General features: G+C 72.1%; 16 protein-coding genes. 7 read left to right on the top strand and 9 right to left on the bottom strand.

Translation table 11 applies throughout. The features are described from left to right. Window positions 1-5: 5 nt before the first annotated feature. The 3 genes from POL25_RS09520 to POL25_RS09530 all read right to left on the bottom strand — a co-directional run bounded on the left by POL25_RS09520 (window position 6) and on the right by POL25_RS09530 (window position 3,225). Complete coding sequence (locus POL25_RS09520; RefSeq protein WP_272085614.1) at window positions 6-1,310, bottom strand: MYXO-CTERM sorting domain-containing protein; 1,305 nt, start codon at window positions 1,308-1,310, stop codon at window positions 6-8. 145 nt (window positions 1,311-1,455) lie between these two features. Next, window positions 1,456-1,926 (bottom strand): RDD family protein, encoded by a 471-nt coding sequence (locus tag POL25_RS09525; RefSeq protein ID WP_272085615.1) that lies wholly within the window; start codon window positions 1,924-1,926, stop codon window positions 1,456-1,458. A gap of 66 nt (window positions 1,927-1,992) precedes the next feature. After that, window positions 1,993-3,225: a hypothetical protein gene (locus POL25_RS09530; RefSeq protein WP_272085616.1), complete on the bottom strand. Its 1,233-nt coding sequence runs from the start codon at window positions 3,223-3,225 to the stop codon at window positions 1,993-1,995. A 139-nt stretch (window positions 3,226-3,364) separates the two neighbouring features. Between POL25_RS09530 and ygiD the strand changes: the two genes are divergently transcribed. Next, window positions 3,365-4,144, top strand: coding sequence for a 4,5-DOPA-extradiol-dioxygenase (gene ygiD, locus POL25_RS09535; protein ID WP_272085617.1), 780 nt, complete (start codon window positions 3,365-3,367; stop codon window positions 4,142-4,144). On the opposite strand, the gene POL25_RS09540 is transcribed toward ygiD, so the two are convergent. Both POL25_RS09540 and POL25_RS09545 read right to left on the bottom strand, forming a co-directional pair. Further along, window positions 4,141-6,087, bottom strand: a complete 1,947-nt coding sequence (locus tag POL25_RS09540) for an N-6 DNA methylase (RefSeq protein ID WP_272085618.1) — start codon at window positions 6,085-6,087, stop codon at window positions 4,141-4,143. The two genes, ygiD and POL25_RS09540, sit on opposite strands and share 4 nt — an antisense overlap. A 168-nt stretch (window positions 6,088-6,255) precedes the next feature. Continuing rightward, complete coding sequence (locus tag POL25_RS09545) at window positions 6,256-7,095, bottom strand: hypothetical protein (RefSeq protein WP_272085619.1); 840 nt, start codon at window positions 7,093-7,095, stop codon at window positions 6,256-6,258. A gap of 82 nt (window positions 7,096-7,177) precedes the next feature. On the opposite strand from POL25_RS09545, the gene POL25_RS09550 reads away from it, so the two are divergent. The 6 genes from POL25_RS09550 (at window position 7,178) to POL25_RS09575 (ending at window position 13,940) form a co-directional block, all read left to right on the top strand. Further along, window positions 7,178-7,825 (top strand): DUF4178 domain-containing protein, encoded by a 648-nt coding sequence (locus tag POL25_RS09550; RefSeq protein ID WP_272085620.1) that lies wholly within the window; start codon window positions 7,178-7,180, stop codon window positions 7,823-7,825. Next, window positions 7,818-9,203: a DUF4178 domain-containing protein gene (locus POL25_RS09555; protein WP_272085621.1), complete on the top strand. Its 1,386-nt coding sequence runs from the start codon at window positions 7,818-7,820 to the stop codon at window positions 9,201-9,203. The genes POL25_RS09550 and POL25_RS09555 overlap by 8 nt, the downstream gene beginning before the upstream one ends. A 100-nt stretch (window positions 9,204-9,303) precedes the next feature. After that, complete coding sequence (locus POL25_RS09560; RefSeq protein WP_272085622.1) at window positions 9,304-9,489, top strand: hypothetical protein; 186 nt, start codon at window positions 9,304-9,306, stop codon at window positions 9,487-9,489. A gap of 1 nt (window position 9,490) precedes the next feature. Continuing rightward, entirely contained in the window at window positions 9,491-11,029 is a 1,539-nt protein-coding gene (locus POL25_RS09565) for a polyamine aminopropyltransferase (RefSeq protein ID WP_272085623.1), read from the top strand. A 106-nt stretch (window positions 11,030-11,135) separates the two neighbouring features. After that, window positions 11,136-12,833, top strand: a complete 1,698-nt coding sequence (locus tag POL25_RS09570) for an NAD(P)-binding protein (protein WP_272085624.1) — start codon at window positions 11,136-11,138, stop codon at window positions 12,831-12,833. 525 nt (window positions 12,834-13,358) lie between these two features. Continuing rightward, complete coding sequence (locus POL25_RS09575) at window positions 13,359-13,940, top strand: hypothetical protein (protein ID WP_272085625.1); 582 nt, start codon at window positions 13,359-13,361, stop codon at window positions 13,938-13,940. A 112-nt stretch (window positions 13,941-14,052) separates the two neighbouring features. Here POL25_RS09575 and POL25_RS09580 read toward each other — a convergent pair whose 3' ends face one another. The 4 genes from POL25_RS09580 to POL25_RS09595 form a co-directional block, all read right to left on the bottom strand. Continuing rightward, window positions 14,053-14,952, bottom strand: a complete 900-nt coding sequence (locus tag POL25_RS09580) for an alpha/beta fold hydrolase (protein ID WP_272085626.1) — start codon at window positions 14,950-14,952, stop codon at window positions 14,053-14,055. 52 nt (window positions 14,953-15,004) lie between these two features. Beyond that, entirely contained in the window at window positions 15,005-16,099 is a 1,095-nt protein-coding gene (locus POL25_RS09585; protein ID WP_272085627.1) for an ADYC domain-containing protein, read from the bottom strand. Window positions 16,100-16,307: 208 nt separating this feature from the next. Next, the gene (locus POL25_RS09590) at window positions 16,308-20,246 is read right to left on the bottom strand and encodes an nSTAND1 domain-containing NTPase (protein ID WP_272085628.1); all 3,939 of its coding nucleotides are present in this window, start codon (window positions 20,244-20,246) and stop codon (window positions 16,308-16,310) included. Window positions 20,247-20,579: 333 nt separating this feature from the next. Further along, on the bottom strand, window positions 20,580-22,910 hold the full coding sequence (locus POL25_RS09595) for a DUF4139 domain-containing protein (RefSeq protein WP_272085629.1): 2,331 nt from the start codon (window positions 22,908-22,910) through the stop codon (window positions 20,580-20,582). Window positions 22,911-22,953: the final 43 nt, after the last annotated feature.

Here is a 22,953-nt window from a genome sequence, read left to right on the forward strand (position 1 = left end):
ACGGGTCAGCGCCGGCGCCGGCGCGCGAGCCCGAGGAGGCCGACCAGCGACATGGCCCACAGGCCAGGCCCGCCCTGCCCCGCCGCGCAGGCGCAGCCCTCGGCCGCGCCCTCGTCACCGCCGACCGCGGGCAACGCCTCGTCCGGGGTCGCGGTGACGACCTTGTCGTGGACCCGCGGGTTGCCGAACGCGTCGTAGGCGACGAGCACGAAGTTGTAGGTCTTGCCGTTCTCGAGCCCCGCGATGGCCACGCTTTCGCTGCTGAACGGGATGTGATCGCTGCACACGTGGTCCCAGTCGAGCGCGTGCAGGCCGGCGCTGACCCGCAGCCCGCAGCCCGCGTCGCACAGGCCCGCGGGGCCGTTGTCGTCGCCGTCGTCGCAGGCCTCGCCGGCCTCGACCACGCCGTTGCCGCAGACGCCCGGGTCCTCGACGCCCTGCCCGGCGATCTTCACGGTCGAGAACGGCTCGGCGCCGCACAGGTTGCCGGCGGTGAAGTAGTGGGTGCCGCTCGGGAGATCGAGCAGGTCGGGCGTCGCCTTGTCGAGGCCGAGCGAGGCGCCGCTGTCCGCCTCCTCGCACAGGACGCGGAAGCCCGCGATGTCGCCGGCGCCCGGCACTTCCCAGTGGAGCTCGACGCCGCCGCTGCCCGGCTCGGCGGTGAGGCCTGTGACCTTCATCAGCGGCGGCGAGAAGTCGTACGCCAGCGTCGGAATGTCGGACAGCTTGGAGAGCGCGTTGTCCGGCCCGTAGAAGAAGTCCTGCGCTTGGCACCCCGCGATGGCGTTCTCGTTGGGCGAGCACAGCCACAGCCCGGCCTCGCCCTGGACGTCGCCGCAACCTTCGCCGAGGATCGTCTCGGGCGCGCCGACATCACGCGTCGGCGCCGCCGGATCGACGCCGAACGGCAAAAAGGCCGGGTGGAACGCGCCGGAAATGCCCTTGATGTATTCCGCGCCGAGCAGCTGGGCCAGCACGCCGCAGCGGAGGAATTGACCGGCGAGGCTGGTCTCGGCGGTCGGGCATTGCGTGCCGATGTAGGCCTGGATCCGGCTGGCGGTGTCGAGCATCGCGTTCGCCTTGGCCTTGACCTCGATACCGACGCGTTGCCCGCACTCGCAGCGGGCGCGGTTGCTGAAGTACCTGAAGTCGCGCTCGACCATCGGCCGCACGAACTCGCCGCTCTCGTCGGTCACATAGTACGTCACCGAGAAATCGCCCGGATCGGGCAACGCGGCGCGGGCAGTCCCGGCGAAGCCGAAGGTCGCAAGCAGCGCAGCATAGACATAGCGTGTCGAGATATCGGGCATGTCGATCGAACCTGGCTCGCGTCGAGGTTGTTCCGCCGATGATCACGGCGTCAAGGGCATCACCATCCCGGTATAGCGCCAATCCGCCGCGAGCCTCTCGATCTGTGAAGGGCGCGACCTGTTCAATTGCCAGGCGCCGAGAAATTCATGAGCAGGCCGATCCACGAGGGCCCTCGGCCCGCGGCAGCTGGACCACCCGCGTCCCCCCGGCGAACGCGTCGTGATTGCCCTGGCGCTGCGGGCTGCGGGCGATCGCCCTGGCGATCACGATCCACGCGGCGAGCGCGAGCAGCGGGCCGACGAACGGGACCGAGCCGACCAGCGTGAACGCCTCGCGCCACAGCGACTGGCGCAACGTCGGCCGCCCGCCGGCGGGCCCGAGCACGCGCAGCCGCAGCGCCAGCTTGCCGGGTGTCGCGCCCAGCCCGGCGTCGAACAGGCTGAAGTAGAAGAACACGAAAGCCGAGCCGACCAGCAACCAGTCGAAGCCGTAGCCCATCACCTGCCCGAGGCCGACTTCGACGGCGGCGAGGATCAGGACATCGAGCCCGCGGGCCAGCAGGCGCACCGGGAACTCGGCGGGGGTCGGAGCAGAAGTGGACGATGCGACGGTCATGGCAGAGCCTCCGCGTGATGGACCGCGGCGGCCGGCGCGACTCATCGGTCGCCACGGCAAAAATCGTCACTCGAAAGGCGCCACCGCCCGCACCTCGAAGTCGGCGTCGATCCGGACCGCGAACTCGCAGCGGGCCTCCGACTCGCGCAGGATCACGATCGCGTGCTCGCCTCGCGCGTGGGCCGTGAACGACCACAGCCCGTCCGGCAGGTCGACCAGCGCCCGCTCCTCCGCGCGGCCGAGCTCGACCAGCGGGGCCAGGCGCGCCGTCAGGCCCGACTCCGCCAGTGACAGCGCGAGCACGCGGTCCCCCAGCGGCAGCACCGTGAAGTCGAGGTAGTCGCTGGCCGGCAGCGGCGGGTGCCGCTCGACCCGCGCCGTGCCCTCGGGGCGGGTCGTCAGCTCGACGATGTCGCGCGAACCTGTCCCCGAGAACATGTTGTCGTCCTTCCACAGCACGCGGCCGGCCCCGCGGGAGAAGGCGACACGCGTGTCGAGGCTGTCGAGGTTGTGCAGCGCCAGCGGCGACCACTGACCGGCGCGGCAGAACGCGGTCGCCACCTGCGGCGTCTCGGGCCCGTGGGAGATCTCGATCGCCAGGAACGACGCCTCGCCGTGCGTGCGCAGGTGGAACTGACACGGATACACGCCGGGCGAAGTCGCCGGCACCAGGCCGAGCTCGACGCGCGGGCCGACCCCCGCGGCGCCGACCCGACGGGCGAACATCCGCAGCACCGTGGCCTCGGCGATGGCGCCGAACAACCACCCGCCGCGGATCGTGCCGGTCTCGGCCAGCGCGCGCCGCTCCACCCGCCCGCTCGGGTGTGCGATCACCAGCTGCGACGCGTTGCGCCAGCTCTCGGTCTCGAGCGCCAGCACCGCCCCATCGGCGAGCGCGTAGCCGGTGACCGTGCGACCGAGCGCCCACGGCATGCGCCGCTGACCCGACAGCGGCATCAGCCGCGTCGATCGCCCCAGCGGCTCGCGGATCCGCAGCCACAGCGGGCTGTTCGGCTCGCCCGCCAGGATCTCCGCCTCCTCGGCCAGACCGGCGCTGTGCAGCGCATCGGCCTCGTCGGCCTCGGCGAAGCCGACCTCGGGGACCACCGTCACGCGCACACGGGGCTCGCCGGCGGCGCTCCCGGCGAACTCACACAACAGCTGACGGTCCGGGTCGAAGCACACCAGCTCGGCCGCCGGCTCGTGGTTGCGCAGCCACGCCGGCTCGCAATCGCGGACGAACGGCACGACGACCGCGCCGGTGCCAGCGACGCGGGGGCAGTCGGCTGGCGCGCGCATCTGGGCTGACGCTAGCGCGAGCCTCCCGCTCTCGTCGAGGGTTCGTGGATTGTCGACAGCAGCGCAACAATACGTTGCTCCGGCCCCGGCTTGTCCGGGCCCGCGCGGGGTAACATACCAGGCGGTCAGGAGCCCCTGCATGCCCACCACGCCCGTCCTGTTCGTCGGCCACGGTTCACCGATGAACGTCATCCTCGACAATGCCTGGACGCGGTCGTTCAAGGATCTCGGAGCGGCGTTGCCGACGCCGCGGGCCATCCTCGCCATCTCGGCGCACTGGTACACGCGCGGCACCTTCGTGACCGCCGGCGGCGACCCGCCGACGATCCACGACTTCGGCAATTTCCCCCGCCGGCTGTTCGAGATCCAGTACCCGGCCCGCGGCCACGACGAGCTCGCGCGCCGGGTCTGCGAGCTGCTGGTCGGCGACAAGGCCGCGCCGCGCAGCGACTGGGGCCTCGATCACGGGACCTGGTCCGTCCTGCACCACATGTACCCGCGCGCCGACGTGCCGGTGGTGCAGCTCAGCATCGACCACCGGCGGCCGCCGGCCGAGCACCTGGCGATCGGTCGCGCGCTCGCGCCCCTGCGCGAGGAGGGCGTCCTGATCCTCGCCAGCGGCAACATCACGCACAACCTGCGCGCCGCCATGCAGTGGGCGCAGAGCGGCGACGGCACGCAGCAGGAGTGGGCCCTGCAATTCGACGCCGACGTGGCCCGGGCGGTCGAGCAGCATGACCACGAGTTCCTCGCCCGCGCCCCCGAGAGCCCGCTCGGGCGCCAGAACCACCCGAGCCTCGACCACTACTTGCCGCTGCTCTACGCCGTCGGGGCCGCGCACGAGACCGAGGCCCCGCGGTTCTTCAACCCCGGCTTCGACCTCGGCTCGATCTCGATGCGCGGCGCCGTGTTCGGCTAGTCGACCCGCGCCACCTCGAGGCAGGCCGCCCGCGCGCGCTCGCGGCTGACCACGCGCTCGCGGATCGACGCCTCCACCATCGCCGCGATCCGGGTCCGCTGGGCTGGGTCGCGCGGCAGCGGCAGCACCAGCTCGCCGACGCGGTCGCCGAGCGAGTCGATGATGTCCTGCGTGAACCGCTTGGCCTCGATCTGCTTGCGCACCGGCTCCGAGCCGAGCATCGCCAGCAGCAGGTACGGCGACAGCAGCTCGGGCCGGCGCACGCGCAGCTTCAGCAGGTGGCTCTGGAACACGATGCGCGTGTCGTGCTCGGTGATGAACGCACACGTGCCGATCAGGTACGTGCCGTCGCGGACCATCAGGATGTCGCCCGCGCGCACGTCCTGCTTGGCGCGCAGCGACTCGTAGACCGCCTCGCCGACGCAGTGCTTGGGGTCGAGCTTGAGCTCCCAGTTGGAGAGATCGGAGGTGCGCACGAACGGCACGTCGCCGCCGCCGTACGCCAGCTTGCCGACCTCGTGCCCGCTGGTGATGCCGAGGATCCCGTCGTCGATCAGCTGCTGAATCGACACCAGCTCGTGCGTGCGCTGCAGCCGGGCCAGGGTGGCCGCGACCCGCGGGTCGTAGTAGCGCGGGGCCAGCACGTTGCCGCGCACGGCCTCGGGCGCGACCGCGTGGCCGAGGCGGCTGGCCGCGGGCGGGCTGCCGGCCTCGTGCTGGCGGAACCGGTCGCCGATCTCCGGCAGCTCGTCGCGGGCGATGCTGCGGCCGCGGCTGTCCTTGCCGCACCACGCCGCCTCGGCCATGAAGATCGCCGGCCGCTCGCTCGCCGGCGCCGGCTCGCGGCGGGTCAGCAGCACCAGGCACACCTTGGTGTGCGTGCCGCCCTTGCCCGACGTCTTGAACAGCTCCTCGGGCATGCCGATGACCGCCCGCAGATCTGCCTGTTCGAACATGTACTGAACGACATGTCGATACGACTTGCCGGAGATCAGGCTCTCGGGCAGCACCAGGCCGACGCGGCCGCCGGGGCGGGCCAGCGCCAGCAGACGCTCGACGAACAGCACCTGCGGCGAGACCCCGCGCTGCAGCCGGGGCGTGCGCTCCCAGCGATCGTCGGCGCCGCGCCGCCACGCGTGGCCGAGCGCGAACGTCTGCTGGACCTCGGTCGACGCCGCCACGATCTTGGCCCCGAACGGCGGGTTGGCGAGCACGACGTCGAACCCGCGCTGCTCGCACGCGATAGGTCCGCCGTCTTCGCCCTGCCAGGCCAGCGTGTCGCCGCAGTAGACCCGCGCCGGCGCCATCGTCACCAGCCCGACGTGCGCGCGCGCCAGCCCGGCCAGGTAGCGGTCCTTGTCGATCCCGACCACGCTGCGCGCCACCTCGGCCGGCGCGCCGCCGCGGGCCACCAGCCGCCGCGCCGTGTGGCTGAGGAACCCGCCGGCGCCGCAGGCCGGGTCGATCACCCGCTCGCCGGGGCGCGGATCGACCAGGTCGACCAGCATGCGCACCGCCGTCTGCGGGGTGAAGAACTGGCCCTCGACCCCGCGCGTCGCCGACGCGGTGAACACCTCGTAGGCGTCGCCGATCGGGTCGCAGCGCGGGTCGTCGAGGTCGAGCCCGCGCAGCTCGCGGTCGACCTCGTGCAGCGTCGCCGCGTCGAGCCCGATCTGCGCGTCGGCGGCGAACACCTCGGGCATGAGCGCCTGCAGCCGCGCGAGCTGGGCCCGGTAGAACCCCAGCAGCGCGCCCGCCTCGCCCGGCGCCGCGTCGCCGCTGCGGACCGTCAGCGTCCGGCAGAACACGCAGCGCAGCACCTCGTCGAGCAGCGCCGCGTCGCGGGTCGCGCCGACCAACCGGCCGGCCAGGAAGTTGCGCAGCCGGCCGAACATGGCCCTGGTCTCAGGGACCTGCGTCGAAGGACATGTCTCTTCAAACATGTGCTTTCAGTCATCCCCGCCGCAGCAGCTCGAACCCGACCTCGCGCCCCTGCCCGCCGAGGAGCCGGCGGCGACCAGGCGGCGGGCGATGGCAGAATCGTGCGACGACATGGCGCGCAGCCTACCGCGAAAGCATCGGCCGCGCGAGTCCCGCAGCCGGGCCCGAACCTACTGACAGGTCAGCGGCGCGCCGTCGAAGACCGTCATGGTGCAGGTCGAGTCGGCCGCGCAGCCGCAGATCCCCGCGTAACAGGTGTCCACATTCTGTCCGCCCGCGCAGTCGCTGTCGACCGCGCAGCCGCAGCGGCCGGCCACGCACTGCACATACCCGGGCAGCCCCGAATCGACGCAGTCCTGATCGATCTGGCACACGCACGCGCCCGACGGCACGTCGCACGCCGGGTGCCCCGTCTGCGGCACGCAGCCCTCGTCGCCCGTGCACGGGCTCTGGCACGCCCCCGCCTCGCAGCTGGCCGCCGCCTGCCCGCACACCAGCACCTCGCGCTCGCCCGCGAACAGCGGCAACATCTGCTCGACCAGCCCGAAATCGGCGCACGCGAAGGTGCCCGGGGTCAGCGCGCAGCGGCCCGCGTCGGCCACCAGCACGCACGCCTCCTCGGGCGCGCACTCGCCCGGGCCCGCGCACGGCGTCTTCCACCCCGACAGCTCGGCCAGGCACTGCGCGTCGCTGGTGCACGGCGGGAACAGGCACAGCCCGTCGATGCAGCGGAACCCGAGGTCGCTGCCGCCGATCCGGCAGTCACGATCGCTCTCGCACTGCGACTGGCAGCGCTTGGCCTCGGGCCCCGCAGTGGTCGGCTCGCCCGTGCTGCCGGTCGTCGTCGCGCTCGTCGTCGAAGTGCTCGTCGCCGGCTCGCCGGTGGTCGGCGTCGCCGTCGACGACGACGTGGTCTGCGGCTCGCTGGCCGTCCCGGCGCCTGTCGGCGGGCACGCGGACAGGAGCCCCGCCGCGAGCCCCAGAGTTCGGATCTTGCCAGTCAACACCATGCTGCGCGACGGTAGCGCATTTTCGCCCGTGGGCGAAGAATCCCGCGCATGCGGACCGCGAGAAGTGGCACCATCGGCCGCGATGGAGCGCGGTGGCCAGGTCTCGTGCCCGCAGTGCGGGGCTCCGGCCCCGTTTCGCGGCACGGCCGTCTCGCTGGTGTGCGAGCACTGCGGCAGCACCGTCGTCCGCACCGGCGTCGACGTGCGCCTGCTCGGCCGCGTCTCCTCCGTGATCGACGACGGCAGCCCGCTGCTGCTCGGCGGCAAGGGCAGCTTCGCCGGCCGCGGCTTCGAGATCGTCGGCCGCCTGCAGCTCCGCTACGCCCGCGGCGCCTGGAGCGAGTGGTACCTGCAGTTCGCCGACGGCGTCGGCTGGCTGGCCGACTTCCAGGGCAACTTCGCCATCACCGTGCCCGCCGCCGGCGCCGATTTCCCTGGCTTTTACGACATGTCCGTGGGGACATGGCATGAAGTACATGGCGCGAAGTACATGCTCGTCGACCGCCGGGCCGCCCGCTACCAGGGCGCCGAGGGCTGCCTGCCGTTCGTCGCCGAGCCCGGCCTGACCTTCTTCGCCCTCGACCTCGCCGGCCCCGACGATCAGTTCGTCAGCCTCGACTACGGCGTCGACCCCCACAACAAGCGCCCCGCCGTTTACCTCGGCCGCGCCGTCCTGCTGGCCGAGCTCGGGCTCGACCGCCTGCGCCGCTTCGAGGGCTGGCATGACTGAAGCGACCCCCGACGTCACCCCGCGGCGCGCCGAGGCCACTCCGCAGCGGCTGTTCCGCGACGAGGCCCGCACCGAGGCCGTGCAGTGCGTGGCCTGCGGCGGCCCGCTCGCGCTGCGCGGCTTCGGGGCGATCCAGCGGGTCGTCTGCCCCGCCTGCGGCAGCACCCTGCGACCCGAGGACAGCGGCGCGCTGGCGCTGATCGACCGGGCCGCCCGCGCCCACCAGCCGTCGACGCTGCCGCTGCACGCCCGCGGCCGGCTCGACGGCGCCACCTGGGAGATCGTCGGCATCTGCTGGCGCACCGTCCTCAGCCCGCCGTGGCCGTGGCAGGAGTTCCTGCTCTACAACCCCTACCGCGGCTACCGCTACCTGGCCTGGTCGGAGCGCGACGGCCACTGGTCTTTGGGACAGGTCATCCCCGGCGCGCCGCAGATCGTCGGCGGCAAGCGCCACGTCATCGCCTACCGCGGCCGCCGCTACCGCCACTTCGCCGGCGCCGACGCCCACGTGACCTACGCCGAGGGCGAGTTCCCGTGGCAGGTCCAGGTCGGCGACGCCGCCCACGTCGACGACTTCGTGGCCCCGCCGCACGGCATCTCGATCGAGGAGGTCGTGGCCGCCGACGGCGTCGAGCTGACCCGCACGGCCACGCGTCACCTCGACGCCGACGCGGTCTGGCGCGCCTTCGACCGCCCGGGCAAGCCGCCCAAACCGAAGGGCGTCGGCATGCTCGCGCCCAACCGCTGGCGCGAGCAGGCGCGCTCGCTGTGGCTGTCGTGCCTGGTCTTCGCGCTCGCCTGGTACGCCGCGGTCCAGCTGGTGGCCGGCCGCGCCAGCGAGCGCGAGGTGTTCCTCGCCACCGACCTGGGGTTCGACGCCGTGCTCTCGCAGGAGATCACGATCGGCGAGCCGGGCGGCCACACCACCGTCGAGGTCTCGTTCTCCGCCTACCCGCTCGACAACTCGTGGGCGTTCGCCGAGGTGGTGCTGATCCCGCTCGAGAGCGAGGAGGCGATCGGCCTCGGCCTCGAGGTCAGCAGCTACAGCGGCTTCGAGGACGGCGAGTCGTGGACCGAGAGCGAGCGCCAGGCCGACCAGGTCCTCGGCCGCGTGCCCGGCGGCCGCTACCTGCTGCAGGTCACCCCCGAGCGCGACACCAGCGCGCTGACCGGCAGCGACCCGCTCGGCATCCACCTCGGCGGCCCGTTCGGGGTCCGCAGCCCCGACACCTGGGCCCTCCGCGTGCGCGAGGACGTGTTCCTGACCCGCTACGCCGTGCTCCCGCTCCCCATCATCCTCGGCTTCCCGCTGCTCGCCTGGCTGCTCGGGCGCCGGCGCGAGCGCAAGCGCTGGGCCAACAGCGACTACCCGCTCTGAGCCGCTCTCGCGCCGCCCGCATCATCCACTGACTCTTCGGACATGTCTTATCGAACATGACCTCTCCGACATGCCCTGATCGCCCTCCCCTGCCCTGACCATGTTCCGCAAGATCTACTGGACCTGCTCCGTCGCCGCCCTGCTGCTCCTGCTGCTCGGGGCGCGTTCGGGCTTCTTGCTGGCCGGCACGCCCGAGCGCGGCAAGGTCGAGCGCGACCCTGACGGCACCGTGCGCGGGCGGGCCGCCTTCGTCTGGCTCGGCGGCGGCTACCACGGCGGCAAGTGACATGTCGGCCGCGCCCGGGACCCGCCTGCTGCTCGCCTCGGTGCTGGTGGTCGCCACCTGCGGCCTCGTCTACGAGCTGATCGCCGCGACCATGGCGAGCTACCTGCTGGGCGACAGCGTCACCCAGTGGAGCCTCGTCATCGGCGTCTACCTCAGCGCCATGGGCCTCGGCTCGTGGCTCAGCAAGTTCGTCGTCAGGGACCTGCACGCCCGCTTCATCGCCGTCCAGCTGGTGATCGCCGTGGTCGGCGGCCTGTCGGCGGTCGCGCTGTTCTACGGCTACGCCTACCTCGCCAGCGTGCGCCCGCTGCTGTTCTCGATCCTGGTGATCGTCGGTACCATGGTCGGGCTCGAGATCCCGCTGTTGATACGGATCGTCGGCGCCGGCGAGGAGCTGAAGGACACGGTCGCGCGGGTGCTCGCGTTCGACTACGTCGGCGCGCTGCTGGCCAGCCTGCTGTTCCCGCTGGCGCTGCTGCCCCACCTCGGCCTGGTGCGCACCAGCATGCTGTGCGGCCTGTTCAACGCCGCGGTCGCGCTGGCCTGCACCTGGGTGTTCCGCGCCCACCTGCCGCGCCCGCGCGCCGCCCTGGTCCAGGCCGCCCTGGTCTGCGCCGCGCTCGCGGCCGGCCTCGCCGTCGGCGGCCGGCTCGAGCGCCTGGCCGAGCGCGAGCTCTACGACGCCCCCGTCATCTTCTCCGAGAAGACCGCCTACCAGCGGCTCTCGATCACCCGCAGCGGCGACGACATCCGCCTCTACATCGACGGCAACCTGCAGTTCGCCAGCAGCGACGAGCACCGCTACCACGAGGCCCTGGTCCATCCCGCCCTCGCCGGCGTCGCCCCGCGCCGGGCCCTCGTGCTCGGCGGCGGCGACGGCCTGGCCGTGCGCGAGCTGCTCAAGTACCCGGGCCTGGAGCGCATCGACCTCGTCGACCTCGATCCCGGCATGACCCGCCTGTTCGGCCGCGACCCGCTGCTGGTCCGCATCAACCGCGGCAGCCTGACCGACCCGCGCGTCCACGTGCACAACGCCGACGCCATGCGCTGGCTCGAAGGACATGTCCGCACGAACAGCGAGGTCTACGACGTCGCGGTCGTCGACCTGCCCGACCCCAACAACTTCTCGCTCGGCAAGCTCTACACCGGCTCGTTCTACCGCCTGCTGCGCCGGGTCCTCTCGCCCGCCGGGGTCGGGGTGGTCCAGGCGACCTCGCCGTACCTGGCGCCGCGCTCGTTCTGGTGCGTGGTCAAGACGCTCGCCGCCGCCGAGCTGCACCCGCGCCCCTACCACGCCCACGTGCCGTCGTTCGGCGACTGGGGCTTCGTGCTGGTGTCGCCGGCCCCGCGCCCCGAGCCGACCCACCTGGCCGACGTGCCGCTGCGGTTCCTCGACGACGCCCTGCTGCCGACCCTGTTCGTGTTCCCGCGCGACCAGCAGCCGCCCGACGTCGAGGCCAACCGCCTCAACGATCAGCTGCTCGTCCACTACTACGAGGAGGACCTGCGGGCCCTGCCCGGCCGCGGAGGCCGCGGATGAGCGCTCGGGACATGTCCTTCCGTTGCTGTCGCATGGGACATGTCCTTTATGACATGCGATCGCGGCCGCGGCGTCGCAAGTGCGCCACTACCCTGCTCGTTCGTACATGTCCCCGGAGACAGACGACCGGCCCGCGCGCTCCCGTCTCCTCGCGTCGCCCCGGGGCCCGCGCGTGAAGCGGCGCGGCTTCCTCGGCGCCACCGCCGGCACCCTGGCGACGGCCGCCTGCGGCCCAAGCACGCCGCCTCCGCCGGCGATCGCGTTCGTCGGCCCCGACCCCGAGCGCAGCCATCACCTGCGCGAAGGGACATGGCGCGAAGGACCTGTCCATGAGACCATTCACACCGACGTCGCCATCGTCGGCGGCGGCGTGGCCGGCAGCGCCGCCGCCTGGCGCCTGCGCCGGGCCGGCCTCGCCGATCTCCACCTGTTCGAGCTCGAGGACGAGGTCGGCGGCACCGCGCGCGGCGGCGAGCTGCCGCGCTCGCGCCACCCGCTCGGCGCCCACTACCTGCCGACCCCGCCGCCGGACTGCCCCGCGCTCGAGCGCCTGCTGACCGACCTCGGCGTCATCCTCGGCCGCGACGCGCACGGCCGACCCGAGTACGCCCCCTCGGCGATCGCCGCCGCCCCGCTCGAGCGGCATTTCGGCCGCGGCCGCTGGTACGAGGGCCTCTACCCTGCCGCCGGCGAGACCGCCGAAGAGGCCGCCCAGTGGGCCCGCTGGCACGCCCACCTGCGCGCGCTCGACGGCCGGCGCGGCGGCGACGGCAAGCCGCTGTTCGCCATCCCCGTCGCCCGCAGCAGCGCCGAGCTGCGCCACCTCGACGCCGTCTCGTTCGCGCAGCACCTCGACGAGCTCGAGCTCCGCAGCGAGCGCCTGCGCTGGGCCCTCGACTACGCCTGCCGCGACGACTACGGCTGCACCCTCGCCCAGACCTCGGCCTTCGCCGGCCTGCATCATTTCCTCGCGCGCGGCCTCGAGGAGACCCGCGGCGGCTTCCTCCTCACCTGGCCCGAGGGCAACGCGCGGCTCGTGCGCGGCATGCTCGAGCGCGCCGACCTCGGCGCTCGCCTCCACCGCGGCGCGGCGGTCGTCGCCGTCGACCCGCACGCCGGCGAGCTCCGCGTGCACTGCCCCGGCGACGGCCGCCGCCTGCGCGTCCACGCCCGATCGATCTTGTGGGCCGCCCCCCGCTTCGTCCTCGGCCGCCTGCTCGTCGGCCCCGATCCGCTGCCTGTCGGCGCGCTGACCTACGCCCCCTGGCTGGTCGCCAGCGTCGAGGTCCGCAACGCCCCGCGAGGCGTCGGCGCTCGCCTCGCGTGGGACAACGTCCCGCTGGCCGGCTCCAGCCTCGGCTACGTCGTCGCCACCCACGGTGAGACCGCCGACGAGCGCCAGCCCGGCGCCGTGCTCACCTACTACGAGCCGCTGTGCGGCGACGGCCCCGCCGAACTCGCCGCCCAGCGTCAGCGCCTACTCGCCGGCGATCGTTCACACTGGGCCGACCACGTCATCAGCGCGCTCGCGGCCATGCACCCCGGTATCGCCAGCGAGATCTCCGAGGTCGCCATCACGCGCTGGGGACACGCCATGATCCGCCCCGTCCCCGGCCTGCTGTTCGGCGAGAACCTCGCCCTCGCCAGCGCCCCGATCGGCCGCCTGCGCCCGTGCGCGGCCGACGTCGCCGGCCTGCCGCTGTTCGAGGAGGCCTTTTACAAGGGGAGCCGCGCCGCGCTGGCGGCCCTCGCCGACCTCGGCCGCGCCGCCCCCGACGCCCTCGCCGACGAGATTTTTATATGACTCTTCGGACATGTCCATGAGGGCATGTCCGAAAGCCCACCCTGCACGTGACCATTTTAACCCTCGCCTTCGGGCGTGGGCCGTCGCGGCGCAGGCGGCCGCGGAGCTGACGTTTTGGTCGGCGACAAGCAGCGGCGTCCTCTCCGAGTTCCGGACCGCAAGCCAGGCTCTCACGCGCGCTGGCCCTTCAGACCCACCGCCGGTCGGCGCTCCCGCCGAAGCGCGTCATCCCGGCGGAGCTCCGCGCCAGCCGCCCGCCTCTCGGCTTCGTGCCACCGCCGCGGTCGAGCCGAGCTCCCATGTCTCTTCGGACATCCCCGCGATCGCCTCGCCGCGCTGCCGCCCGCCCGCTCTGCGAAACTATTTTGAGAAAAACATGTCCCGAGGGACATGTTCTGCGCCGGGACCGCTGCCCTGGGCACAAACGGCCGCAGCGCGCGCCCCCCGTCCGCGTCTGTCGATCCCGACAGCTCCTGAGCGGTCTTGCCCGTCCCTGCGCGCCCGCGGCCGCGCTATCCTCCTCGTGTGCCGCTGTCGCTCGCGCAGCTCGAGGCGCTCTCGCAACAGGCCTTCCCGACCCAGGCCGTCGCGCGGCGTGACCCTGATGGTTACGCCGCCCTCCACGCCGCGATCGCCGAGGCTATCCTTCCGGTCGCGCGCGCGCTCGAGTTCGACATGGACGACTTCGTCGCTCGCAGTCAGGACGAGCTGCTCGCCCTCCCGCCGCACATCCTGTTCGTGTGGTGCGACGAGGCCGACCTCATGGCCTCGTTCTACGCCCTGCCCGAGGCCGACATCGCCGCCAACGTCGCCCAGGCCCTGCACGCCGTCGCCGGCCTGCGCTTCGGCGACCCCGCCCAGCTGCCCTCCGAGCAGCGCGGCGCGGTCCTCCGGATCATGGCCGCGATCGGCACTCCGCTGGCCCGCGACGCCGACGACTTCTTCGCCGCCTACGTCGACGGCGCCGCCCACGACCCCGAGCTCCCGGTCCGCGCCGAGGTCGAGGCCCTGTTCGACCAGTTCGCCCCCTGCTTCGTGCCCGACGCCGACGGCCTCGATCGCCGCTTCACCCGCGTGATCGCCGTCCACCGCCACATCGACGCCTAGCATGTCTCCGAGGACATTTTTCTAGGGGCATGTCCCAAAGGACAGCCAGGATCGATCATCGGACTGCCGGCGCCAGCACCCCACCTGCACTTCGGGCCAGGTGGAGCTCCGCTCAGCCCGCGCGCCCCACCACCTCGCGGATCGCCGCCACCAACGCCTCGGGCACCTCCTCCTGTAAAAAGTGCCCGGCCGCGGTTCGCCGCACGCTCGCGCCCGGGAACGCCCGCTCGTGGCGGGCCAGCGCGCGACCGAGGATCGGGTCGCGCTCGCCCCATACCAGCGCCAGCGGCCCTCCGGCGGCCGTGAAACCGCGCAGCCACGCTTCACCGCGCCGCAGCGGCGGGACGCTCGGGTGCTCCAGACCATCCGGGACCATGCGCGCCAGCGCCAGAGGACCTGCCCTTTCGGACAGATTCCGCAGCGGCCAGCGGTAGGCCCGGGCCACTGGCCCCCAGATCGATCGCCGATCGCCCTGCGCCACCCAGAGCGTCGACTGCGGGAACCCGAGGCCGCGAAACACCAGATCGCTGATCACCGGCACCCGCGCGAACCGGTGAAACCACGTCCCGCGCGGCCGCGACGGCAGCACCACCGACGTGTTGCCCAGCACCACGCCGGCCACGCGCTCGGGCATGTGAGCGGCCAGCGCCACTCCCAGCGCGCCGCCCCAGTCCTGACCGACCAGCACGAAGCGGCGCAGCCCCAGCGTCTCCACCAGCTCCGTCAGCGCCGCCACGTGTCGCTCGACCGAGTGCTCGTGCAGCGCGATCCGGCTCGAGAGGCCGAACCCGAGCAGGTCGGGCGCGACGCAGCGCAGCCCCGAGAGCCCCGCGATCACGTCGCGCCACAGGAAGCTCCAGGTCGGGTTGCCGTGGAGCAGGAGCACCACCGGCGCTGCGGGGTCGCCGTGGTCGATGCGGTGGATCCGGCACCCGTCTCGCAGCGCGCTCACGCTCCGCCGCAGCGGCAACAGGGCAGCGAGCCACGCCGGCAACTCGGGGACGTCGAACATCGCCCGACGGCAACACAGCCGCCGGACGATGTAAAGCGCGCCGCGTCAGCGCTCAGTGGCCGCCGTGGCCGTGGCCGTGCCCATGGCCGTGCCCGTGCCCGTTCCCGTGGCCGTGCCCGCCCCAGCCGCCGTCGTCGTCGTCGTCATCGTCGTCGTCGTCGTCGCCGTTCGGCAGGCCCTCGCCGTACTTGTCGAACGAGCTGACGAGCAGCGCGCGGTGATCGTCGAGCGAGCCGCAGTCCTTGGGCGCCTTGACGGGCTTGCCCTTCTTGTCCAGGAAGCACTTGGGGTAGAGCCCCTGCTCCTTGTACTCTTGGTGGCGGATGTCACGGAGGCAGGTGGCCCCGTCCGGGGTCCACTCGGCCTCGATGAACCAGTTGGTCGCGCGGGCCTCGACCTGCGGCGACATGTGGTCCCACAGGTCGATCGGCGTCCCGTTGACCGTCCACGGCTCACCGTTGCCGCAGTAGTCGGCGCGAGCCATGCGCGTGCAAGCCTGGTGATGATCTCGCAGCGAGATCGTCTTGCAGTTCTTGCCCTTCTTCCAGTCCTTGCAGCGCTTGGTGGTCGCCCACGGGCGATAGCCCCACATCACGCACTTGGCGATGACGGCGTTCGTGCAGGCCCAAACGAACACGTTGGGGTCGTCGACGCGGTCGCCGGTCTCGAGGTTCCAGTAGTTGGCCACCGGGATCGCCGGCACCATGCCGCCCTGACCGTCCTGACACAGCGGCTTCCACTGGTTCGAATTCTTGGCCCGGTGGACCACGTCGTACAGGTACACGTCGTCCTGGTCCGGCGACTTGGTGATGTCGTCGATGCGCAGGACGTAGTCCTCGTAGACTTCCTTGCCGTTGACGACCTGCCCGACGGTCAGCTGCCACTCGGAGCCGATGAAGTCCTTGCCCTTCGCGGGCACCTTCTTGCCGTTCTTGATCACCTTGGCGCTGAACTCCGACCCGTTCAGCACCGGCCCGTTCAGCACCGGACCGTTGAGCACCGGCCCGTTCAGGTTCACGCCGTTCAGCACCGGCCCCTGCATCAGTGGGCCCTCGAGCACGTTGCCGTTCAGCACCGGCCCGTTCAGCACCGGCCCCAGGATGATGCCCTGCAGCACGGGCCCGTTCAGCACCGGGCCTTGCAGCACGGGGCTGTTCAGCTCGACTGCGTTGAATTCTTCGTCACGGGTCGAGACGACATCGGAGGGTGCATCCGCCCCCACGTAGCACCCTGCGCTGAGACCCAGCAGCGACACGACAAGCGCCACACGACGCACGGCCATAACCACCCCCCATCGACTCCCCGTACTGTAGCACAGTCCGCGGACATATGAAAGGACATCTGTCCGAGCGAGCTCACTTTTGGGCGCGCGTCAGCGGCCATGTCGCACACACGCGCAACCCGACCGTACTATGCCGAAAACTCGTAGGGATCTCGAAGCGGTTGGAGACTCGCCCGGCGAATTCATTATAGTAGAACCCACCGCCGCGCGCATTCAATTGCTTGTGGTCGTACGGCGACACCGTGAATTCGTAGGCGTTGCCGATCGTGTCATAGAGGCCGTAGGGGCTCACCGATTGGGGATACGAGCCCACCGGGTCGGGGCCGAACGCCGATCCCAGCAGGCCGTACGTCCTGTCGATATTGGCCTCGCTGGCCTCGAGGCGCTGGCCGATGGAGAATCGTCGGTCGTCGGCGCCGCGGGCTGCACGCTCCCATTCGTGTTCATCACAGAAACGGGCGCCTGGGACTCGCCCCGAGGAATCGAGCCACGCGAAATACGCTATCGCCTCCTCGACCCCGATTCCCGTCACTGGCAGACGTTCCCATTCGACGCGGGCCCGCTGCGTCCTGCCCTCGTAGACCAGGGGCTCGCCGGTCCGCGCGGTGTACACACGCTCCGTCTGATGCAGCTCGAGCTGCCAGCCGCCCTGGGCCAGCTCGGTGAGGCGGGCGCTGTCGGACAGCACCCGCGCGGCGTTGATCGCCAGGATCGCCGCGCGTTCGCCGGGCGGCAGCGCCGACAGGAACTCGATGTAGTCGGCCCACGTCACCTCATGCCGACCGATGACGTAGGCCCCGGTCTGCACGCTGTGCAGCGGCTCGGCGCTCATCGACACGCGCAGGTCGACGATGTCGCCGGTGCCGTACAGGAAGCGGCCGGCGGGCACGTAGACGAAGCCCGCGGGGATGGTGTCGGTCGGCGGGAGCACGACCGAGAAGTCGGCGACCTCCTCGCGCGCCAGCGCGATCGGCAGGGTCACCGGCGCGTAGCCCTCGAGCTCGAAGCGCAGGCGATACGACCCACGATCGAGCGGACGCGCCGGCACCGGCGTGACCCCCAGCGTCTCGGTCGCGTCGATGCGGGCCCGCGACGCGTCGTAGCGCTCGAGCTGGACCCGCGCCCCCGGCGGCTCGCTCGTCACCGAGAACTGGGCCGGCGCGTTCCACCGCCCGATCCGCGCCCCGTCCTCGTCGTAGAGCTTCAGGCGCTCGAGCAGGTCCTGGATCACGAACTCGCCGTGACCCGCCTGTTCGGCCAGCAGCGCGCGCTCGAGCAGCACCTCGCCGAGGCGGTCGCGGACATCGTCGCGCCGGCCGTCGAGGCTCAGCGCCGTCTCGAGCTTCTGCGCCGAGCGGGCCAGCCGCAGCTCCGCCTCCGGCAGCGTCGCCTCGTAGCGGGTCCACAGCCCGTCGGCGTGGGTCTGCTTGCCGGCGTCGTAGGCCGCCAGCGCTTGCGTCCGCAGCGCCTCGGCGTCGGCCCGCGCCTTGCCGGCGACCGCCCGCTCCTGCTCGGCCGCGGTCACCTGCGCGTCGACCTTGAGCCGCAGGTCGCGCTGGCCCTTGAGCCACATCGCCGCGTACATCGAGATCGCGACCGCCGGCACCAGCACGATCGCCCCGCGTCGCAGCGCCCGCACCCGCGCCGCCGCCGTCTTGCACGCGGCGATGAAGTCGCGCTCCTTCGGCCGCAGCGACGCCGGGTCGAGCGCCACCACCTCTTGCAGCGGCGCCCCGCTCCACAGCGCGTCGCGGCCGCGGCCGAGCCGCTCCCACTCGGTGACCGCGAGCTCGAGCCGGTGCCGCACCGCCCGGCCGTCGCGCTCCTCCTCGAGCCAGGTGCTGAGCGTCGACCACCCGCCGAGCAGCGCCTCGTGGGCGATCTCGAAGACCGCGTCGTCGTTGACCTCGCGGGCCACCACCAGGCGCCCGCGCACCAAAGCCTTGAGCGCCTCGGCGGCCGCGGGCGAGTCGGAGGTCAGCTCGTCTTCGGTCCGCACCGCGCGGGTGTCGTCGACCGTCACGAGGCGCATCAAGATCCGCCGCGCCGCCGCGCGCTGGGCCGGGATCAGCTCGGCGAGCACCGCGTCGCCGTGCCGCGCCAGCGCCCCGGTCACGCCGCCGACTTTGCGCAGGTCGGCCGGCGAGATGATGTTGGTCGCCTGGTCGCGCAGCTCCCACAGCTCGGCCAGCGCGAACTGCAGCAGCGGCAGGCTGCCGCGCGCGCCGGCCTCGACCAGCTCGTCGACCAGCGTCGACGGCTCGAAGCGCACGCCCTTGACCTTGGCCGGGCCGACGATCGCCTCGCGCGCGCCCTCGGGCGACAGCGGCCGGAGGATGTAGATCGCCCGCGACAGCTCGTCGCCGATGCCCGGCACCTGGACCACGCGCGTCAAGAAATCGCCGCGCACCGTCGCCATCACCCGCAGCCCCGGCAACCCGGATGCCAGACGCGCCAGCAGCGGGCCGACCACCGCGACCTCCTGCGTCGCGCTCAGCGTCACCAGCTCCTCGAACTGATCGATCACCAGCAGCCGCCCGCGCGCCTCGCCGAGCTGCTTGCGCAGCGACCGGACCAGCTCGCCCGGGCTCTCGGCGATCAGCGCGGAGAGTGTCTCTTCGGACATGTCGAAGAGGACAGCCAGCGTCGACACCAGCGTCTGCAGCGGGTAGCGGCCCGGGGTCATCGCCGCCGAGGCCCACTGGCGGTGGTGGTCGAGGTTGCCCTCCTCGACCATCGGCACCACGCCGGCCTTGACGAGCGACGACTTGCCGACGCCCGAGTCGCCGGCGACGACCACCAGCGCGTCGGCGCGGAGGCGCTCGAGCACGGCGCGGATCTCGACGCCGCGGCCGAAGAACACCGCGCGGTGCTTCGACTCGAACGCCTGCAGGCCGCGGTACGGGTTGCCCTCGGGGATCACCAGCTCGCGGCCGCTCGGCTGCAGCGACTCGAGCGCGGCCAACAGATCGTCGGCCGAGCCGAACCGCATGAACGGGTCGCGCCGCAGGCAGCGGTCGATGAGCCCCGCCAGGCGCGGGTCGCAGCGCGGCGCTCGCTCGAGCAGCGGCCGCGGCTCGAGCTCTTGCAGCCGCTCGGCCAGCTCGAGCGGCGTGCTCGCCTCGGTCGGCGGCCGGCCCGAGGCGAGGATGTACATCAACACCCCGAGCGCGTAGACATCGGAGCGGCGCGACGCCGGCTCGGCGCGCCACAGCTCGGGCGCCATGTAGTGCGGCGTGCCGAGCAGCGTGCCGGCCTGCGTCAGCGACTCCGCGGTCACCGGGATGTCGGCGGCCGACAGCGCCGCCGCCGACAGGCCCGCGCTCGAGCGCCCGGCCCCCGAGTCGCCGTGGGCGCGGGGCAGCGCCGCGCTGGCGCTGGCGTCGCGCAGCTTGATCGTCTCGGCCGCGCGGTCGATGCGGCCGCCGTCGTTGCTGCGCATCACCGCCGACGCCGCCGCCTCGATCGCCTCGTCCTTGGGCGGCTCGGGCCGCACCGGGTCGAGCGACGCCGGGTCCATGAGCTTGGCCAGGCTGAAGTCGAGCAGCTTGATCTCGCCGGCCTCGGCCAGCATCGCGTTGGCGAGCTTGATGTCGCGGTGGAGCACGCCGTGGCGGTGCGCCGCCGCCAGCCCGCGGCACAGGCCAATCGCCAGCTCGAGCACCTTGCGCGACGGCAGCGGGACCTGGATCTCGTTGAGGCTCTTGCCCCGGATGTACTCGGTGATGAGGTACGGGTGACCCTCGAGCTGACCGACGCGGTAGATCGTCACCACGTTGGGGTGCTGGATGCGGGCGACCGCGCGGCCCTCGACCTGGAAGCGCTCGCGGTCGTCGGCGTCGGGCGCCACGTGGCCGACGAACTTCACCGCCACCGGCCGGTCGAGCACCGTGTCGTGGGCCAGGTAGACCCGACCCATGCTGCCCTTGCCGAGCAGGCGGACCAGCTTGTACTCGTCGAAGGTGGCCGGCGGCTCCCACTCCACGAGCGGCGTCTCGACGATCTTCGGCACCGGCCGCATCGAGCGGCCGTGCTGCGACGCCGAGGGTACCTGGCCTTTGGGACCTGGCCTCGGATCCATGTTCGGAATCGCGCCGGACGCGCCTGCGTCGTGATCGCTCACCGAAAGTCCTCGGGGTTCCGGGACATCAACACCAGCGTCGCACGGCCAGCGGGGGGCCGGCAAGTCCGTGCGTATCCCACTTGGGACCGGCACAGGCCGGCTCGCGACAGTGTGTTTGCGGGGTGCAGTTTTCTGCACCCCGCAGACCCGTCAATTCGCTTCACGGTCCGAACCCCGATCACCTCGCGGTCGAGACCCTGACCGCGACCGATCGCGCCGGCCTCAGGGCGCCGAGAAATCGATGCTCTGCAGCGAGTCTTCGAGCTCGATCTTCTTCTCGAGCCGCTTCGACTGCAGCTCGACGATCGTGCGCGCGAGCTTGTCGGCGTCGCGCGTGAATTCGTCGAGGCGCTTGTTCAACTTGCCGCGCAGATCGCCGGCCGCGCCGTCCTTTTTGATCGCCTCGAGGTTCTGTCGGGTCTCGTTCGCGCGCTGATCGAGCTCGGCTTTTTGGCGGGTGAGCCCGTCGATCTCGGTGTCGATGCGGCCGATCTCCTGGCGCAGGCGGCCCAGCGGCTCGAGCTTCTTGCGCGCGTTCGCGTCGAGGTTCGGCACCCGCAGCAGCGATTCGAACAGCTGCGGCACGCGCGTGTCCCAGATCGAGATCGTCGTCTGCGACGGCGTCTGCTCGACCACCTCGACCTTGCCCTCGACCGCGTTGCCGGTGACCTTGACCGGCACGAGGTAGGCGTCGGGCAGCTCCTCGAGCCCCTCGATCTTCGACTTGAGCGCGTAGGGCCCGCCCTGCTTCGGGTGGCGGATCAGCACCGAGTAGCCCTTCGGGTCCGGCTGGCCCTTCACCGTCCACGTCGTCGCCACCCGCTGGAAGTTCTCGACCGAGATCAGCCCGCGCACGATCTTGACGATGCGCAGCTCGTCGCCGGTGTACTGCGCCTGCGACGACACCAGCAGCGACGGCTCGACCGCGAACGGGATCGTCGTGCTCGTCTGCGTCCCGACCGCCTCCGACAGGCCCTCGCCGACGAAGCTGCCGCCGGCGTAGATCGCGATCGGCCCCGGCTCGAGCACGAACGGGGTGGTGTTCTTGAAGCGGACCACGCGGTACGGGTTCTGCTCGTAGCCGGTGCCGGCGCCGCCCGGACGGAACAGGAACGTCTGCTCGGCCGCCACGTCCTGGTTGACGATCGCCACCATCGTCGAGCTGCCGTCGGGCACCGTCACGCGGTCGCGCAGGTCGAAGCGCGTCAGCCCGCTGACGCTCTTGGCCCGCGCGCTCGCCTGCGTGCTGCGGCGCAGCGACTCGAGGTCCATCGCCGGCGCCTCGGCCTTCTCGACCTCGTCGTAGGCGACGTCGGGGGCCGGCTCGAAGTCGTAGCTGGGGCCGCTCGCGGCGCGGCCGCCTCCGCCGATGCTGTTCGGCCGCTGCTCCGCGCGCTTCGCCGATTTCTTGAGGTCGTCCGCCTTCTCTCGCATCGCGGGCGCCGGCGGCGGGGCCGGAGGCGGCAGGCTGCGGGCCGGGACGGCGTCGGGGCAGCCGTCCTCGTCGGTGTAGCCGTTGAACGTCTCCGGGCTGTCGGGGCACTTGTCGAGCCCGTCGGGGATCGCGTCGCCGTCGCGATCACTTCCGGCGTCGTACGAGGTCTCGCCCATCGCCACCGCGGCCCGCTTCTGCACCCCCGCCTCGGTGAGGTCGGTGCGGCCCACGGTGCGCGGCGTGTGCAGGTCGTAGCGGAACGCGATCGGTGCGCCCGAGGTCAGGCTCATCGACACCTTGCCCCAATCCTCGCCGCTGGTGTTGTCGACCACCGCCCACGCCTGCAGCAGCGCCGGGCCCTTCTCGCCCGGCTCGGGCAGGACCACCCGGTAGGTCGGCTTCCACATCGGCGCCGCCACCACGTAGCTGACCAGCAGGTCGTGGCTGCTCGCGCCCGCGAGGCGGATCTCGACCGCGACCTGCTGGAACATCCCCTCGCCCGCGGTGGCGTCGAGCGTGCGGTGGAACTGCAGCGCCAGGTCGCCGTCCTGCAGCGTCACCCCGCGCACCTTCGACAGCCGCACCACCTGCAGCTGCTTGCCGTCGAGCAGCGAGACCTTGAAGTCGCGCGCCCCGCCCTGCGGCGCCGGCACCCGCTCCGACGACGGCGGCGGCGTCGGGTCCGGCTCGTCGATCACCGCCTCGACCAGGACGATGCGCCCGCGCAGCTTGCCCTGCGTGGTCTTCAGCGTCACGTAGGTGCCGCGCAGCGCGTCGAGCACCTGCGCCAGCGAACCTTGCCCCGGGGCCAGGGTCGACAGCGCGGCGTTGGCCCACGACTCGGGGTCGAGCGGCATCGACACGCTGACTGCCTGCCCGCTCTTGCGGTCGACCACGGTCAGGCTCTTGAGCAGGTCGTTGATCTGGTCCTTGCGGACCTTGATCACCAGCGCCTCGCCCTTGACCTCGCCGCGGCGCTCGAAATAACCGATGCCGTTGCGATAGAGCACCACGCGGTCGAGCCCCAGCGAGCTCTCGGTGGCGGCGTAAGGGTTGCGGCCGTGGGCGCAACCGATGAAGAGGAGGGCGACGAGGGCGGACGGGGCGAGCCTGGGCACGTGCGAGGGATCTCCTGCGAGGTCGACTGTAACGCCGCGAGCC

It is taken from the genome of Nannocystis bainbridge, assembly GCF_028368995.1.
Classification (GTDB): Bacteria; Myxococcota_A; Polyangia; order Nannocystales; family Nannocystaceae; genus Nannocystis; species Nannocystis bainbridge.